The 16,167-nt window shown below is 67.1% G+C and carries 13 protein-coding genes; 5 read left to right on the forward strand and 8 right to left on the reverse strand.

All coding sequences use genetic code 11. From position 1 onward, the window contains the following. Positions 1-182: 182 nt before the first annotated feature. From NP511_RS08685 to NP511_RS08700, 4 genes are all read right to left on the reverse strand, one after another. Positions 183-1,727, reverse strand: a complete 1,545-nt coding sequence (locus NP511_RS08685; protein WP_049965496.1) for a molybdopterin-dependent oxidoreductase — start codon at positions 1,725-1,727, stop codon at positions 183-185. A 90-nt stretch (positions 1,728-1,817) separates the two neighbouring features. After that, positions 1,818-3,113, reverse strand: coding sequence for an MFS transporter (locus tag NP511_RS08690; protein ID WP_049965495.1), 1,296 nt, complete (start codon positions 3,111-3,113; stop codon positions 1,818-1,820). 42 nt (positions 3,114-3,155) lie between these two features. Then, positions 3,156-4,733, reverse strand: coding sequence for a class I adenylate-forming enzyme family protein (locus NP511_RS08695; RefSeq protein ID WP_049965494.1), 1,578 nt, complete (start codon positions 4,731-4,733; stop codon positions 3,156-3,158). A gap of 140 nt (positions 4,734-4,873) precedes the next feature. Next, positions 4,874-5,647 carry an SDR family NAD(P)-dependent oxidoreductase gene (locus NP511_RS08700; RefSeq protein WP_049965493.1) on the reverse strand — a complete coding sequence of 258 codons (774 nt, stop codon included), beginning with the start codon at positions 5,645-5,647 and terminating at the stop codon, positions 4,874-4,876. Positions 5,648-5,911: 264 nt separating this feature from the next. On the opposite strand from NP511_RS08700, the gene NP511_RS08705 reads away from it, so the two are divergent. Beyond that, entirely contained in the window at positions 5,912-6,931 is a 1,020-nt protein-coding gene (locus tag NP511_RS08705) for an FAS1-like dehydratase domain-containing protein (protein WP_049965492.1), read from the forward strand. 18 nt (positions 6,932-6,949) lie between these two features. Here NP511_RS08705 and NP511_RS08710 read toward each other — a convergent pair whose 3' ends face one another. Both NP511_RS08710 and NP511_RS08715 read right to left on the reverse strand, forming a co-directional pair. Further along, positions 6,950-7,375, reverse strand: coding sequence for a Zn-ribbon domain-containing OB-fold protein (locus NP511_RS08710; protein WP_049965491.1), 426 nt, complete (start codon positions 7,373-7,375; stop codon positions 6,950-6,952). Next, positions 7,372-8,520, reverse strand: a complete 1,149-nt coding sequence (locus tag NP511_RS08715; RefSeq protein ID WP_049965490.1) for an acetyl-CoA acetyltransferase — start codon at positions 8,518-8,520, stop codon at positions 7,372-7,374. Before NP511_RS08715 ends, NP511_RS08710 begins: the two co-directional genes overlap by 4 nt. A gap of 177 nt (positions 8,521-8,697) precedes the next feature. Between NP511_RS08715 and NP511_RS08720 the strand changes: the two genes are divergently transcribed. The 3 genes from NP511_RS08720 (at position 8,698) to NP511_RS08730 (ending at position 12,276) form a co-directional block, all read left to right on the forward strand. Then, positions 8,698-10,278, forward strand: a complete 1,581-nt coding sequence (locus NP511_RS08720) for a class I adenylate-forming enzyme family protein (RefSeq protein ID WP_049965489.1) — start codon at positions 8,698-8,700, stop codon at positions 10,276-10,278. 3 nt (positions 10,279-10,281) lie between these two features. Continuing rightward, positions 10,282-11,220, forward strand: a complete 939-nt coding sequence (locus NP511_RS08725; protein WP_049965488.1) for a D-2-hydroxyacid dehydrogenase — start codon at positions 10,282-10,284, stop codon at positions 11,218-11,220. Between the two features lie 66 nt (positions 11,221-11,286). After that, on the forward strand, positions 11,287-12,276 hold the full coding sequence (locus NP511_RS08730) for a TIGR03617 family F420-dependent LLM class oxidoreductase (RefSeq protein ID WP_049965487.1): 990 nt from the start codon (positions 11,287-11,289) through the stop codon (positions 12,274-12,276). Here NP511_RS08730 and NP511_RS08735 read toward each other — a convergent pair. Next, positions 12,249-13,247 carry an MBL fold metallo-hydrolase gene (locus tag NP511_RS08735; protein ID WP_049965486.1) on the reverse strand — a complete coding sequence of 333 codons (999 nt, stop codon included), beginning with the start codon at positions 13,245-13,247 and terminating at the stop codon, positions 12,249-12,251. The genes NP511_RS08730 and NP511_RS08735 overlap by 28 nt on opposite strands. A 1-nt stretch (position 13,248) precedes the next feature. Further along, a complete protein-coding gene (locus NP511_RS08740; RefSeq protein WP_006649838.1) occupies positions 13,249-14,445 on the reverse strand; it encodes an acyl-CoA dehydrogenase family protein in 1,197 nt (398 codons plus the stop codon). 195 nt (positions 14,446-14,640) lie between these two features. Between NP511_RS08740 and NP511_RS08745 the strand changes: the two genes are divergently transcribed. Next, positions 14,641-15,414 (forward strand): IclR family transcriptional regulator, encoded by a 774-nt coding sequence (locus NP511_RS08745; RefSeq protein WP_049965485.1) that lies wholly within the window; start codon positions 14,641-14,643, stop codon positions 15,412-15,414. Positions 15,415-16,167: the final 753 nt, after the last annotated feature.

Below are 16,167 nucleotides of genomic sequence, written 5' to 3' on the forward strand. Positions count from 1 at the left end.
TCCCATATAAACGTTCATGTTTTTTCCACCAGTTTACTCGGAGGATTCACCCGAAGCACCTCCGTTAGCCGTCCTGACGGAGAGTTATCATAATATCTCGTATAGGTATAAAACGTGGACGCGGACAGGTCACGGGGGCGGGCGGCCGACGGTCAGGCGGGGAAACACCCGGTCATGGCCGGTCATTGCGGGCCGACGGTTTCGGACACCCAGCCGGTCGCGCCGTCCGGCTTCGGGCCGTCCTCCTCGGGTATCTGGAGGTTCCCGTCCCCATCGCGGGCCCGGACGATCACCTCGTGGCGCCCGCCGGCCCCGTACTCGTGTCGCCACTGTCGCCAGACGTCGTCGCCGGGCAGGGGCTCGGAGAGGTCGGCCTCGGTCCACGTGTCGCCGCCGTCGGTCGACACCTCGACGGCCTCGATCCCCCTGGTGCCGGCGTAGGCGTGCCCGGCGACCTCGTACCGGCCGCCGTCGAAGCGATTGACCTGCCAGAGCTTGGCGACCGTCTCGACCGGCCCGGTGCCGTGCCAGCCGCGGTGTTCCCAGTAGCCCATGGTGTCCTCGTCCCGGACCTCAATCTCGGTCAACCACTTCACGTTGATCTCGCCCCAGTGGCCCGGCACGAGCGCGCGCAACGGTGCCCCGTGTGCCCGGGGCAGCGGCCGCCCGTTCATCCGATAGGCCAACAGCCCCGGCCACAGCGCATCGATCGGGAACTCGTTGTAGTAGTCGTCGGCACCGTGCAGGATGACACGATCGCCCGACGGCTCCGCTGCCTCGAGCAGGTCGGCGACGGGCACGCCGCTCCAGAGGGCGGTGTCCATCTGACGGCCGTTGAGTCGATCGCCGACACACCGCAGCGTGACGAAGCGGTCTTCCAGCGCCATCGCCTCGATGTCGGCGAAGTCGTACTCCTGCTCCTCGGCGACCGCCCCCGTGATCGAAAGCGACCACTCGTCGCGGTCGACGGCGGGGTCGACGTTGCCGATGTCGACCTGATAGAAGTCCGTACTGACGAGCGGCTCGAGGCCCTCGACTGCGAGCGATTGCTCTTTCGCGCGCGTCAGCGATTCCCGGACCGCGGGGCGGGCGTCCTCGGGGATCTCGAGGGGCGAGGGGAACGACTCCTCGCCGGTACCGTGGACGAAGACGGCGAGCGCGCTCACGCCGATCGCCGTCCCGAGGGAGCCGAGGACGCGTCGCCGCTCGAGCGAGCCGAGTGGGCGATCCGTACCGGCGGCGAGGACGGTCGCCACGGCGGCCACGAGCAGGACGATCCCCACGCCGGCGGCGGTGCCAAGCGCCGACGGCCGGGACCGCGTGAGTCCGAACGCGAGCGCCGACGGCAGGGCCTGCCCGAGGAGGACGCCGACGACGGCTTTCCCACGTCCCCGGTCCAGTAGCCCGGCGGCGGGACCGCGTCCCAGCAGGAGCGCCACCCCGGGGAGGGCGGCCAGTCCGAACGCGAGACAGGCCACCGCGATGGCCAGCAGAAACGCCAGCTGATGCCCGAGCGTCCCGAGTTGCGTGATCGCGAACGCGATGAGCGCGTCGGGGCTGAGCGCGACGACGAGCCGGTCGAACGGCGTCACGACGAACGCCGGCCGCCGGCCGACGGCCAGATACGACCCCGCGACGGCAGCCAGTCCCGCAGCGAGCGCCACCGCGACCGCGGGCAGCCACGGTCGCACCCGGACGACCGCACTCCGTACGCGTGAACCCACCATGGTAACATATAGCAATACTCCTGCCCGAACATGAAAGCTTCGCGCACGTGAGTAGGGACGGGCGGTTACGGGTCCGAGCCCCCGGCGTCGTCAGTCCGCTTTCACGCCCGCCCGCGAGACTTCGGGGTTGCGCAGCAGCGGCAGCGAGACGATCGTCAGGCAACTGAAGACGAGCGCCGCACAGAGGACGTAGGTCAGCTGGTAGCCGAACCAGAGGTCTACCGCGGGGATGGCGACAAGGGGGCCGAGACTGAGCCCGACGTCGCCCATCACCTGATAGACGCCGCCCATCCGGCCGAGTTCGTCGCCGGGGGTGAGATCGCCCATGATCGCCAGCAATGCGGGCGCGGCCGCCCCCATCCCCGCGCCGACGAGGACGATCGCCCCGAGCAGCGCCTCGATGGTGGGCACGTAGGCGATCACCAGAAAGCCCGCCCCCATCGCGAGAAACGCCGGCACCGTCAGCAGCGTCCGATCGCTGACCATGTCCGAGATCCAGCCGGTCACGATCGTCATGGATCCCGAGGTGATCACGCCCAGTCCCATCACGATCCCGCTGATGCCGGCCGCGCCCAGCGCCGACAGCTCGAGGCCGTAGTCGCTGGCGTAGCGGGCCAGCGTCGAGAGGATGATCCCGCCCCAGAGAAAGCGGACGGCGAAGTTGCCGTAGCCGATCAGGACGACGGTCGGGTTGGCCGCGAGCAGGGCGGGGACCTCCCGGAGCTTGGCGGCTCTGCCCCCGTCGGCACCGCCGTGGACGTCGGGCAGGACGAGCGTCGCGACGGTGCCGGCGACCAGCGCGAGGACGCCCGCCGTGAGAAAGGCGGTCTGCATGCTGGCCAGGTCGGTCAACAGGCCGCCGACGACGAGGCCGGTGGGAAAGCCCAGCGACTGCCCGCCGCGCATGTAGCCGACCCAGCGGCCGCGGTTGTCCGCCGTGGTGACGTAGGTGATCGTCGCGAACGCACCGATGAAGACGAAGGCGCTGCCGACCCCCCAGAACAGCCGCGCCAGCACGAAGACCAGCCCCGGCAGCGACACGTCCCCCAGCAGCGGCACCGTTCCGAGGTGGGTCGGGGGCGTGTGCAGGCCGACGACGTAGCCGAAGGGGGCAAGCGCCTGCGTGAACAGCCCGAAGATCATCGGCGTCCGCGCGCCGTACTGGTCGATGATCGTCCCGGCGGGCGTGTTCATGAACAGCCGCCCGATCCGGTTGGCCGAGAGGATCACGCTCAGCATGACCGCGGAGATGACGAGCTTCTCGTCGAGCAACGGCAGCGTCGGGAACGCGACCCCGGTCGCGACGCCGCCGAAGAAAACCCCCGCGATAACCGCGAGCGCGATCGTCCGGATCTCCCCCGTCGAGTAGGTGGCCTCCTCAGACATGGTGCCAGTGGGCGACGACTCGAGCGCGCACGGGTATCCGTCTCACGATTCGAGCCCGCGTTCGTCGGCGATCTCGTCGCGCAACTTCGTCTTGCGGATCTTTCCGCTGCCGGTCTTGGGGAGTTCCGAGCGCACCTCGACGATGCGGGGGTGTTTGTAGGGTGCGAGTTCGTCGAGGACGTACGACTCGACGTCCTCGGCGGAGATCTCGGCTCCCTCGGCGGGCGTGATCGCGGCGGCGACGGTCTCGCCCCGGCGCTCGTCGGGGACGCCGAAGACCGCGGCCTCGTGGATCTCAGGATGGTCGTACAGCAGGTCCTCGATCTCGCGTGGATAGACGTTGTAGCCGCCGGTCAGGATCATCTCCTTCTCGCGACCCCTGATGTAGTAGTAGTTGTCCTCGTCGCGGGTCCCGATGTCGCCGGTCCGGAAGAAGCCGTCCTCGGTGAAGACGTCCTCGTTCGCTTCGGGGTTCTTGTAGTAGCCTTTCATCACCTGCGAGCCGGCGATGAGGATCTCGCCTTCCTCGCCGGGCTCGACCTCCTCGCCGTCCTCGTCGACGACCTTCGAGCGGGTGTGACCCACCGGTTGGCCGACGCTGCCGGGCCGGTTGCCGAGCGACGACCACCGGATGGTGTGGCTCGTCGCGGTCGTCTCGGTCAGCCCGTACCCCTCGGTGAGGGGCACGTCGAGTGCCTCCTCGAACCCCTCCCGGGTCGGCTGCGGGAGCTTGTCGCCGCCTTGCCCTGCTCGGACGAGCGTCGACAGGTCGTACTCGTCGGGATCGTAGGCCTCGAGCAAGTCGACGAACATCGCGGCGACGCCGACGAAGGCCGGGATGTCGTGTTCGTCGAGTTTCTCGAGGACGAGTTCGGGGTCCCACTGATCGGGCCGCAGCAGGTGCAGCGTCCGGCCGGCACACAGCGAGGACATCATGCCGACCATCCCCGTGATGTGGTACATCGGCAGGACGATGATGCCGTCGCCCTTGATCGGGCCGGCGCTGTAGCTCGAGACGGCCTGAGCGATCTGGACCCGGAAGTTGCGGTGGGTCAGCAGGACACCCTTCGGCTTCCCGGTCGTTCCCGAGGTGTAGGGCTGGAGGAGGACGTCCTCGTCCTCGCGGTCGACGACCGCCGCCTCGGTATCGGTACCCAGTTCAGGCAGGGAGGGGTGGTCGCTGCCGGCCGTCGCGCTGACGATGTCGGTCTCGATGTCGGCGACGGCCTCGCGGACGTACTCGTCGGCCGACCCCTCCACGAGGACCGCCTCGGCGTCGGCGTGGTCGAGCTGGTATTCGATCTCGCGGCGGCGGTACTCGGGGTTCAGCGGGCTGGCGATGATCCCGGCGTGACAGCAGGCCCAGACGACGGTACAGAAGTCGATGCCATTGGGCATGTAGACGCCGACGCGGTCGCCGGCCGCGAGGCCGAGTTCCCGCAGACCGTCGGCAAAGCGCGCGACGCGGTCGCCGAACTCACGGTAGGTGATGGTCTCGCCAGCGTGTTCGATCGCGATCGTGTCGGGATGCTCCGCGACCGCTCGCTCGAGGAGGTTGGCGACGTTGCCGTCGTAGGGCGGCTCCATGAGCGTCTCCGCGGAAACGATATCGAGCTCCATGTTGGCCCTGATTTGTCGTTCGACCTGAAAAGTATATGGGTACTGGTAACACGGTTCGTGTTTCGGCCCCGTCTCGCACGGTCGGGCGTCGGCTCCGAGGCCACCGTGAACTCGAGTCGGGCGCTCGCGGCGACGCGTCGTTACTCGCCGAGGCGAGGGATGCCCTTGATCTCGATGGTTTCGCCGACCATGTACGATGAGGCGGGGCTGGCGAGGAACTGCGCGAGGTCGGCGACTTCCTCGGGTTTGCCGATGGTACGATCCGGCGAGGTGCGGGCGATTTCGTCGGCGTCGTCCTCGACCCCCATCTGGGTACGGACGCCCTCCGTGGCGACGAGTCCGGGTGCGATGCAGTTGACCCAGATCCCGTCCTCGGCCCAGTCGGCCGCCGACGATGTGGTGAAGTTGACGACGCCGGCCTTGGCCGCGCCGTAGTGGCTCATCGTCTTCGAGCCGCGGGTGCCCGCGACGCTGGCGAAGTTGACGATCCGGCCGCCGCCGTTGTCCCGCATGTACTCGACGGCGAGTTGCGAGCAGTGGAAGGTGCCGTGGAGATTGATGTCGACGATGGTCTTCCAGCCGTTCTCGCTGATCTCCGAGGGTGGGGCCTGGAAGCTCGCCCCCGCGTTGTTGATCAAGATGTCGAGCCCGCCGAACGTCTCGACCGTCTCGTCGATCAGGTCCCCGACCGCGTCGCGGTCGGTCACGTCGCACTCGATCGCGATCGCTTCGCCCGGCCGCTCGCTCTCGTTGATGTCGTCGGCGACCGGCTGGACGTTATCGATGTCCCGCGAGGTGACGACCACGTTCGCGCCGTCGTCGGCGAATCGCTCGACGATGGTTTTCCCGATCCCGCTCGAGGAGCCGGTGACGATCGCGGTCTCACCGTCGACGCTGAACTGGTCGACTGTCATCGGTCGCCCTCCACGATGTGTGTTCGTTCTACTGACCGGTCTCCATACCCGAGTGTGACAGTCACTGCCATGAGCGTATGCGGGTTCATCGACCGTCGGTATAAGCTATTCGACCGGTCAGCACGAAGGGCGTCCGAGAGGGGTACTGTTATGTCAGTCGTCCGCAAACCATGGCGGCAATGAAGCGCGGACACAGCACCGAGGCGCGACGCGACGCGACGATCGACCAGCCCGCGACGACCGGAAGAGCCACGGAGGGCCACGATGCCGAATAGACCGATCGAGGAACTCGAGGCGATGGTCGGCGACACCACGGTCACGGCCGAGGCGTTCCGGATCGAGCCGGGCAAAGTCGAGGAGTTCGCGCGGGCGATCACCGCCGAGGATCCCGTCTTCCGCGACGAGTCGGTCGCCGCCGAGCGGGGCCACGATCGCGTTCCCGCGCCGCTGACCTACTCGCAGGTCGCCCGATTCCCGCGATACACCCCCGCCGACGTCGACGGCAAGGGCTTCGACCTCGCCTTCCAGCCGGAGTACGTCATCCACGGCGAACAGGCCCACGAGTACGAACGCCCCGTCTACGTCGGCGACGTCCTCGAGGGGACGACCACCCTTGCCGACGTCTTCCAGCGCGAAGGGGGTCGGGCGGGGACGATGACCTTCGCCGTCCTCGAGACCGAGTACCGGACGCCGGAGGGCGAACTCGTCCTGACCGACCGCTCGACGGCGATCGAAACCGAGGGCGCGATCGACGACGGCGGCGACGAGAGTGCGGCCGAGGACTCCGCGAGAGACGGCGAGCCGGCCGAACCCGACGGCGGCACCGCCGAAGCGGACCCCACGACGCCCTCGCCGACCGTCGACGAGTTCGAGCGCGTCCGGACCGTCGACGGCCTCGAGCCCGGCGACGCCGGCCCGACGGTCGTCGTCGAGGACCTTGAGCGCCAGCACTTCGTCAAATACGCCGGGGCAAGCGGCGACTTCAACCCGATCCACTACGACGAACCGTACGCGACCGGGGCGGGCAACGAGAGCGTCTTCGGCCAGGGGATGTTCACCGCCGGCGTCACCTCGCGGGTCGTCGCCAACTGGTTCGATCTGCGGGACGTGACGAGCTTCGGCGTCCGGTTCCAGTCCCGCGTGTTCCCCGGCGACACCGTCGTCGCGAGCGGCGAGGTCGCCGAGGTCGATCCCGACGCCGGCACGGTCGAGGCGGCACTCGAGGCCCGGACGACCGACGGCGAGACGCTGCTGGCCGGGACGGCGACGGCCGACCTCGAGTAAAAAGACGCGTTCGGACCGTTACTCCGGTACGAACACCGGAATCGCGGCTTCCTCTGAGACCTGCCAGAACGCCACCCCGACGGCCGCGCCGATCTCGAGGTCGTCGGGATCGGCGTCGAGCAGGGCGAGCAGGCGTGGTCCCTCGGCGAGGTCGATCGCGCCGACGACGTAGGGCGTCCGCTCGCTGAAGCCGGGTTCGCCGGGGACGTGGCAGACGGTGTAGGTATAGATCGTCCCGACGCCCTCGCTGTCGGCGAACGGCGGGTCCTCGGCCCCGCAGGCGGTACAGACCGCCCGCGGGTACAGTTGGCGGTGGCCGCACTCGCAGTCCTGATAGCGCAGTTCGCCCTCAAGCGTGCCCGCCCAGAAGGGGGCCGTCGCGCCGCTCGGGACCGGTACCGGCCCCTCCCACTCCTCGCGGCGGTCCTCGACGCGTCCCGTCATGATTCCCTCCGGAGGACGACGGTGCTACTCGAGGAGAGTAAGCCCCCGGTACCGTGGGCGACCGCCACCTCGGCGTCGTCGACCTGTCGGTCGCCCTCGTAGTCGCCCCGGAGCTGCCGGGCGGCCTCGATGAGGACGAAGATCCCGAAGTGACCGGGGTGACAGTACGAGAGGCCGCCGCCCTGCGTGTTCATCGGTAACTCGCCGCCCGGCGCGGTGGTGCCGCCCGAGACGAACTCGCCGCCTTCGCCCTTCTCGCAGAAGCCCAGATCCTCGAGGGTCACGAGGGCGGTGTAGGTAAACGAGTCGTAAATCTCGGCGACGTCGACGTCGTCGTGGGTAATCCCGGCTTGGTCGAACGCCTTCGGGCCGGTCACCGCGGCCCCGGTGGTCGTCATGTCGGGCATCTCGCTGATGTCCTGACGGTGAGTACTCGTCGAGGCGACGCCCGCGACGGCGATCTCCGGGACGCCCAGTTCCGCGGCCTTTGCCTCGCTGACGAGGACGACCGCGCCCCCGCCGTCCGAGACGAGACAGCAGTCCAGCAGGTTGAACGGCGCGGCGATCTCCCGGGACTCGAGGACGTCGTCGACGGTGATCGGCTCGCGCTGGGCCGCCTTGGGGTTCATCGCGGCCCACTCGCGGGTCGCGACGGCGACCTCCGCGAGCTGTTCCTCGGTGGTGCCGTACTCGTGCATGTGCCGGCGCGCGGCCATCGCGTAGGCCCCCGGCGGCCGGAAGAGCCCGGTCGGCCGGACGAAGCCGTCGATCGGGTGGGTCTCCTCGAGCGACTGGTCCCTGCCGGGGCCGGTCTTGCTCGTCGAGCCGTAGGCGACGACCACCACGTCGGCCTCGTCGCGGGCCATCGCGTCGCGGACGTGGCCACAGAAGTGTTCGAACGACGAGCCGCCGATCTCGGTCCCCTCGAGAAACGAGGGTTCGTCGAGGTCGAGGTACTCGGACAGTACCAGCGCGGGCATGTAGTCGTTGCCGCCCGCGACCGCGACGCCGTCGACGTCCGCTAGCTGGCAGCCGGCGTCCTCGAGGGCTCGCACTGTCGCGATCGCAGCGTTGTCCAGCCAGTTCCGGTCGGGCGTCTCGCCGAGGTCGCTCTCGGCGACGCCCGCGAGAATCGGTTCAGCCACGGGTGTCCCTCCGTCGTACCGGTCGTATCATCGTCTCCCGATATCTCGACCGAACGCAAATAAGTTGTGGTAGAAGATACCACGGGTCGTGGGCCATCGAGTCACACAGCAGTGGGACCCCGCCGTCGTCGGCTACCGAGAGATACTATTTTATACCATTCCGTGATATCGTGTGACATGGATTTGGCAAGCGTTAGCGAGAGTGCAAGGGAAGGGAACGTCGCGCGGCTCCACGACGAGACGGCTCGGCTACACGGCGACGCGCAGGCGATCGAGTACCACGGGCAGACACTGACCCACGACGACCTCAGGGCCGAGAGCGCACGCTTCGCCGGCGGTCTGGCCGACCTCGGGCTCGAGCCGGGCGACGTCATGCTCCAGTACCTGCCGAACTGCCCGCCGTACCTGATCGGCGCGCTCGGCGCGTTCAAAGCCGGCGTGATCGTCTCGCCGGTCAACCCTCAGTACCGCAAACGCGAGCTGACCTACCAGCTCGAGGACACCGAGGCCGCGGCCGTTCTCACCCACAAGGCCCTCGAACCCCACCTCGAGGAGGCACTCGAGGCGATCGACTGGGATCCGATCGTCATCGCCGTCGATAGCGACACCGACGACGATGGCGTCCACGCCTTCGACGACGTCCGCGGCGAAGAGCGGTTCGTCGAGCGGGCCGACGACGACGTGGCGCTGCTGCCGTACACCTCGGGGACGACCGGGAAACCGAAGGGCGTTCAACTCACCCACCGGAACTTCCGCGCCCAGACGTTCTCCGTCCTCGCACAGGAGCAGACCCTCGAGGGCGAGGCCGTCAAGAGCCTCGTCTGGCTGCCGCTCTATCACATCACCGGCTTCACGCACACCGCCTGGCAGCCCCTCGTCCGCGGCGGGAGCGTCTATCTGCGCAGCGCGGCCAACTGGGACGGCGACGCCGCGATGCGGTTGATCGAGGAAGAAGGAATCACCCACTACGTCGGCGTCACCGCGATGTACGTCGACATGATCAACAGCGACGACTTCGGCGAGTACGACCTCACCAGCCTCGAGTCGGCCGGCGAGGGTGGTGCGAAGATGTCCGTCGCGGTCCAGGAGGAGTTCGAGGAGACCGCGGGCGTCGAGATGGCCGAAGGGTACGGGCTGACCGAGACCAACGGCGCGACCCACTCCCAGCGCAACTCGACGTTCGGCCTGCGCCACGGGACGATCGGCCAGCCGACCCGCATGACCGAGGCCAAGATCGTCGACTCGAGCGGGGAGACGGTCGGGATCGGCGAGGAGGGGGAACTCCTCGTTCGGGGCCCACAGGTAATGAAGGGGTACCACGGGATGCCGGAGGCGACCGAGCGGGCCTTCACCGAGGACGGCTTCTTCCGGACCGGCGACATCGCTCGACGGGACGCGGACAACTACTACGAGATCGTCGACCGGAAAAAGCACATGATCAACTCGGCCGGCTACAACATCTACCCCAGCGAACTCGAGGAGTTGCTGGCCGAACACGAGGCCGTCGCCGAGGGCGCTGTGGTCGGGATTCCCGACGAACGACGCAACGAGGTGCCGAAGGCATACGTCGTCACCGCACCGGGCGTCGAGCCCGGCGAAGATATCACGAGCGAGGAGATCACGGAGTACTTCCTCGACAACGTCGCCTCCTACAAACACCCCCGCGAGGTCGAGTTCATCGAGGAACTGCCCCGGACGACCTCGGGGAAGATCCAGAAGTACAAACTCGAGGACGGCGAGGGGACGGAGGACCGGTAACTCGTGCGCGTCGTCGTCTCCCCGCACGTCCTCGCGGGCGGCGGGCCGCTGGTCACCGCCGAGATCCGCGAGCGTCGGCCGGGGATCGACCTCGAGTACGTCGAAGACGCGGACGACCTCCCGGCGGCGGTCGCCGATGCCGAGGTCCTCGTCACCCACCGGCTCCCCGACGAGGTTCTCGAGGCGGCCGCCGACCTCGAGTGGGTACAGGCGCTCAGTGCCGGCACCGACCGCTTCGATCGCGACGCGCTGGCCGACCGCGGCGTGGCGCTGACGAACGTCTCGGGAATCCACGCGAAGCCGATCGGCCAGCAGGTCCTGGGGTATCTGTTGCACTTCGAGCGCGGGTTCGACCGCGCGATCGCCCAGCAGGACGACCGCGAGTGGGAGCGCTACATGGGCGGCGAACTCGGCGACCGAACCGTCGGGATCGTCGGCGTCGGCGCGATCGGCTCGAACGTGGCCGACTACTGCCGGACCTTCGAAGCCCGCGTGATCGGGACGAAGCGGGACCCGACCGACGCGCCCGAGAGCGTCGACGAGGTTTACGGTCCCGACGGCCTCGAGTCCGTCCTCGCCGAGAGCGACTACCTCGTGGTCGCCTGTCCGCTGACCGACGAGACGCGGGGGCTGCTCGACGACGAGGCGCTCGCGACACTCCCGGACGACGCCGTGTTGGTCAACATCGCTCGGGGGCAGGTCGTCGATCAGTCAGCGCTCGTCAAGGCGCTCGCGGCCGGGGACCTCGGCGGCGCGGCGCTTGACGTCTTCGAGGAGGAACCCCTCCCCGAGGAATCGCCGCTGTGGGACCGCGACGACGTCCTCGTGACGCCGCATATGGCCGGCAGCACGCCCCACTACTGGGAGCGCTGTGCCGACGTCTTCCTCCGGAACTACGATCGGTTCCGCGACGGCGAGGCGCTCGAGAACCGCGTCGTCTGATTTTTCCACTCCGCTCGCGGCTGCACCCGTCCATAGATTGAAGGGTCGACCCGTCGACCATCGGGTATGTCAGACCTTCGCATCGACGCGATGGTACCGAAGCTGGCGAACGATTCGGGCGAGGCCGCCGCCCGCGCCGAGGAACTCGGGTTCGACGGCGTCTGGACCCCCGAGATGGACAACGACGCGTTCCTGCCGCACCCGGTGATCGCCAACCGAACCGAGGAGATCCAGCAGGGGACGCGAATCGCACTCTCGTTCACCCGCAGCCCGATGGCGCTGGCCTACACCGCCTGGGACCTCGCACAGTACACCGACGGCCGGTTCGTCCTCGGCCTCGGCACGCAGGTCAAAGGCCACAACGAACGCCGCTTCAGCATCGACTGGGAGTCGCCCGGCCCGCGACTGCGCGAGGTCGTCGAGTCGTTGCGTCACATCTTCGACGTATTCCAGGGCGAGGCCGACCTCGACTACGAGGGCGACCACTACTCGTTCTCGCTCATGACGGACAACTTCAATCCGGGGCCGATCGACCATCCCGACGTCCCGATCTACATCGCCGGCGTCAACGAGTACAACATCCGACTCGCGGGCGAACTCTGCGACGGACTGGACATGCACGTCTTCAATACCCCCGGCTACACCGACGACGTCATCGCGCCGACCGTCGCCGAGGGGGCCGATCGCGGGGAGCGGTCCCTCGAGGACGTCGCCCTCTCCGCGAGTCCGTTCGTCGTGACGGGCGAGACCGAGGACGAACGCGAGCAGTCTCGCCGGGAGGTGCGCCGGCGAATAGCCTTCTACGGCAGCACCCGGACCTATCACGACGTCCTCGAACACCACGGCTGGAAGTCCGTCGGCGAGGAGTTACACGAACTCTCCAAAGACGGGAAGTGGGAGGAGATGGCCGACCTCGTGACCGACGAGATGGTGTCGACGTTCGCGATCGAAGCGCCGCCCGAAGAACTACTCGCGGAGGCGCGGGCGGTCTACGGCGGGATCGCCGATCGGGTCGTCCTCCCGCTCGATCACGGGGAGGCCTTCCTGAACGAGTAGTAGCGAGCGCCGTCGCGGACCTCGTGTTCGATCCTGTCTCGCCCCTCGAGCGTGCCGAGCGCTCCGAGCGTGTCGAGCAACTGGGCGGGGTGTCGAACCTCGCCGCTGCGATGCCGGGTGATCTCTAAGGGCGTCGCCGGGCCGACGGCGCTGACCGCCTCGAGGGTTTCGGCCGTGAGCGACTCCAGGGCCGACCGCGTACTCTCGATGGCTCCCTCGTAGTCGGTAAAGACCGGACCGTGCCCGGGGAAGACCCGATCGACCGCGCGGCCCTCGAGCCGCTCCATCGCGCGGTGGAAGTCGTCGACGGCGTCGTAGGCACCGTAGTCGAGGCCGACGTTGATCGCGCCCGGACGGAACGGTTCGATGAGCGCGTCCCCCGAGAAGAGGACGCGCTCGCCGTTGACCTCGGTCGCCAGACTGGCGTGGTGAACCTGGTGGCCGGGCGTGTGGATCGGGTCGAACGCCCGTCCCGCGACGGTGACCGGCTCGTCGAACGCGAACGGCACTGCCGCCTCTGGCTCGAGCAGCCGGCGATTGCGCTCGAGCGACGATTTCGCGCGTTCGGTCTCGCGCTCGATGGCCTCGCCGTGGTACCCCGCCGACCGGCCGATCTCGCGGACCCCCGCCGCGAGGTCGGTCGGCTCGCGCTCGAGTTGCTCGAGGACGGGCCGGGGAGCGTAGACGGTCGCACCGGCCTCGCGCAACAGCGGGACCTGCCCGATGTGATCGCTGTGGGGATGCGTGACGACCACCGCAGCGACGTCCTCGAGGTCGTACCCCGCCGCCGCCAGCCCGTCGCGGATCGTCGCCTCGGCGCGCGCTTCGGGGTCGCCGGTGTCGATCAGGATCGGCGCGGGTTCCTCGATGAGATAGGCCGCGGCGTGTTTCGGCGGCCACTCGATGTCGAAGTCGATTCGCGACACCTGCCCCGTGGCGGCGCTTGCGCCCCGCTCCGTCGACTCACCCATCTCAGATGAGTTCGCGAGCGATCGTCCGTTTCTGGATCTCGTCGGTCCCCTCGAAGATGCGGAAGACCCGCGCCGAGCGGTAGTTGCGTTCGATCGGCAGGTCCTTCATGAAGCCGGCCCCGCCGTGGACCTGCATCGCGATGTCGGCGGCGTCGTTGGCCAGTTTCGCGCCACGGAGCTTCGCCATCGACTCCTCTTTCCGAGCGCGCTCGCCGTTGTCCATCTTCCAGGCGGCGTAGCGGTAGAGCTGGCGGACCTGTTCGATGTCGGTCGCGAGTTCGGCCAGCTGGAAGGAGATCCCCTGTCGGTGGCCGATCTTTTTCTCGAACGTCTCCCGTTCCCGGGCGTACTCGACCGACATGTCGAGCAGGAACTGCGCCGTCCCGACGGAGCCGGCAGCGATGTTGATCCGGCCGCCGCCGATCCAGTCCATCGCGGACTGGAACCCCTTGTCAACCTCGCCCAGCACCTGCTCCTCGCCGACGCGACAGTCGTTGAAGTACAACTCCGAGTGCGTTCCGGGGGTCATCCCCATCGCGCGGTGGATCTTGCCCACCTCGAAGCCCGGGTTGTCCTTGTCGACGAGGAAGCAGGTGATCCCGCCCAGATCGCCGTCCTCTCCGCTCGTGCGAGCGAACACCATCGCGAAGTCGGCGTACGGTCCGTTCGTGATGTAACACTTCTGCCCGCTGATGACCCACTCGTCGCCGTCTTTCTCCGCAGTGGTATCCATGTAGTGCGCGTCGCTGCCGTGGCCCGGCTCTGTCAGCGCGAAACAGGTCGTGATCTCGCCGTCCATCAGCGGCTCGAGGTACTCCTCGCGCTGTCGGTCGTCACAGGCGAGCAGGATGGGCGTCGGACCGCCCGCACCGCCGAAGATCGAGCTGTGGAAGCCCGGCGGCCGATTGGACATGTGTTCGCCGACGATGGCGCGAGTGAGGATGTCGACGTCGCCGCCGCCGACCTCCTCGGGCATCGTCATGCCGTAAAAGCCCGCCTCGACGGATTTCTGGCGGATCTCCTCGACGATATTGCGGTACTCGGGGACCTGCCGATGCTCGTCGTCGACGATCTCCTTCTCGTAGTCCGCGCCGAGGAACTCGTCGTACTCGTTCTCGAGCGGGGCGACCTCCTGATCGATGAACTCGTCGAGTGCCTTCTTGATCTGGACGGCTTCGGACGGTTCGCTGAAGTCCATAATCTACGTCACATGACGCCCTACATAAACGTTACCATGACACTCGTTTTCAGTCGACATGCAGTGGGCCGATCGCCGTGAATCCGCCGGTTCGGGCCCAAAACCGCGTCGGTTCGGAGTTGAATCGATTTTTTCGTCCGTAACCGGCGTTCAGCAGAGCGGAACAGTTTTGGCACCCATCGTTGAACGTGGTGTATGACAACACCGGGCGTAGATGGAGGGAATCGGGTCGAAGCGGTGGTGAAGACCCTCGATATTCTCGAGGCACTGTGGCAGGCCGAAGGGGCCGGCGTCACCGAACTCACCGAGCGAACGGGGGTGGCAAAGAGTACGGTACACGCCCATCTGACGACACTGCGGTCGAAGGGATACGTCGTCCAGGACGGCGACGAATACCGGCTAAGCCTCCGGTTTCTCTCCTTCGGGGAACACGTCAAACACGCCGAGCCGCTGTACGAGGCCGCCGACGCGCCGATCGACGAACTGTCGGCGCAGGTCGGCGAGCGAGTCCTCTGTTCGACACACCAGAACGGGCTCGGGACGGTCATCAACGTCAGCGAGGGGACCCGTTCCTTTACCAGCGACATCGATGTCGGCACGCACACCTATCTCCACAGTTCGGCCGGCGGCAAGGCGATGCTCGCTCACTTTCCCGAGGAGCGCGTCGAAGACGTGATCGAACAGTGGGGGCTCCCGGCATTTTCCGAAAACACGATTACCGACCGAGAGACGCTCTACGACGAACTCGACGCGATCCGGGAGGACGGCGTCGCGTACAACAACGGGGAGTACCTCCGGGGAATCAGCGCGATCGGCGCTCCGATCTTGGGCAACGACGGCACCGTCTACGGGGCGGTCACCGTCGCCGGCCCACAACACCGCCTCGAGAACGAGTGGGAGGAAAACGACCTGCGTGACCGGTTGCTGTCGACGGCGAACACGATCGAAGTGAACGTGATGTTCTCGTAGCCGTTCAGTCAGGCCGAACGCAGCAGTACAGAGCGAGACGAACGCCGGTTGGAACCCAGCAACCGTGGACGGGCACGAAAAGCGGTCGTTCCCCAAGGGATTTACAGCCATACGATTGTAATAGGACATCGGTGGTCGGCCGGTAGTCGGCCGGTGGTCGGCCGGTGGTCGCCGCGGCCCCGCCGGCGTTCGATAGGCAGTCGCCGGCCGACGAGCGACCGGGGCGCCGGTCCCATCGAGTGGTGTTCGAAACCCTATCTAACGGAGTACAAAGTATACTATTTTACTGATAGAACTTCCTCCTCGAGCGATTGGTTCGAAAATCCGGTATCGTCCGTGGGTCGTTCCAAATAGTTCCAAATCGAACGAATGGAGTCCTTTAACCGGACTACTCGGAAACGAGACGGGGCAATCGGCTCGGACGGCGTTCCAGCCCCTATTCGTCGCTACCGCCACACTGTTCGTACGTATTTCCACAGTCAACAACGGCTTTCCGGGCAAAATCGTATAGCCACTGTGGCATCGATCCGGGAGAGGACCGAGCGGCCGCGGTCCGATCCATCAAAGTTATAAATAAAATAGTGGTTTCGAATAGTATCGACTATCCAGTATTTGTTGACGGTACTGGCCGGACTCACCGCGAGTGGCCGGTCGGACTCGAGCAAGGGATTACACTGTTTTCGTGACGGAGAGTTCCGATGAACATCGGCAGAGTACTGCCGGCAAATTATGAACGAATTTATGTGGCGGCCG

The sequence above is a fragment of the Natrinema thermotolerans genome, from assembly GCF_031165565.1.
Taxonomy (GTDB): domain Archaea; phylum Halobacteriota; class Halobacteria; order Halobacteriales; family Natrialbaceae; genus Natrinema; species Natrinema thermotolerans.

What these genes read in the sequence shown, in the direction of transcription:
- NP511_RS08685 (WP_049965496.1), bottom strand. Translation starts at nt 1,727, where the DNA reads ATGGTGGGTTCACGCGTACGGAGTGCGGTCGTCCGGGTGCGACCGTGG.
- NP511_RS08695 (WP_049965494.1), bottom strand. Translation starts at nt 4,733, where the DNA reads ATGGAGCTCGATATCGTTTCCGCGGAGACGCTCATGGAGCCGCCCTAC.
- NP511_RS08740 (WP_006649838.1), bottom strand. Translation starts at nt 14,445, where the DNA reads ATGGACTTCAGCGAACCGTCCGAAGCCGTCCAGATCAAGAAGGCACTC.
- NP511_RS08690 (WP_049965495.1), bottom strand. Translation starts at nt 3,113, where the DNA reads ATGTCTGAGGAGGCCACCTACTCGACGGGGGAGATCCGGACGATCGCG.
- NP511_RS08720 (WP_049965489.1), top strand. Translation starts at nt 8,698, where the DNA reads ATGGATTTGGCAAGCGTTAGCGAGAGTGCAAGGGAAGGGAACGTCGCG.
- NP511_RS08745 (WP_049965485.1), top strand. Translation starts at nt 14,641, where the DNA reads ATGACAACACCGGGCGTAGATGGAGGGAATCGGGTCGAAGCGGTGGTG.
- NP511_RS08705 (WP_049965492.1), top strand. Translation starts at nt 5,912, where the DNA reads ATGCCGAATAGACCGATCGAGGAACTCGAGGCGATGGTCGGCGACACC.
- NP511_RS08710 (WP_049965491.1), bottom strand. Translation starts at nt 7,375, where the DNA reads ATGACGGGACGCGTCGAGGACCGCCGCGAGGAGTGGGAGGGGCCGGTA.
- NP511_RS08700 (WP_049965493.1), bottom strand. Translation starts at nt 5,647, where the DNA reads ATGACAGTCGACCAGTTCAGCGTCGACGGTGAGACCGCGATCGTCACC.
- NP511_RS08735 (WP_049965486.1), bottom strand. Translation starts at nt 13,247, where the DNA reads ATGGGTGAGTCGACGGAGCGGGGCGCAAGCGCCGCCACGGGGCAGGTG.
- NP511_RS08730 (WP_049965487.1), top strand. Translation starts at nt 11,287, where the DNA reads ATGTCAGACCTTCGCATCGACGCGATGGTACCGAAGCTGGCGAACGAT.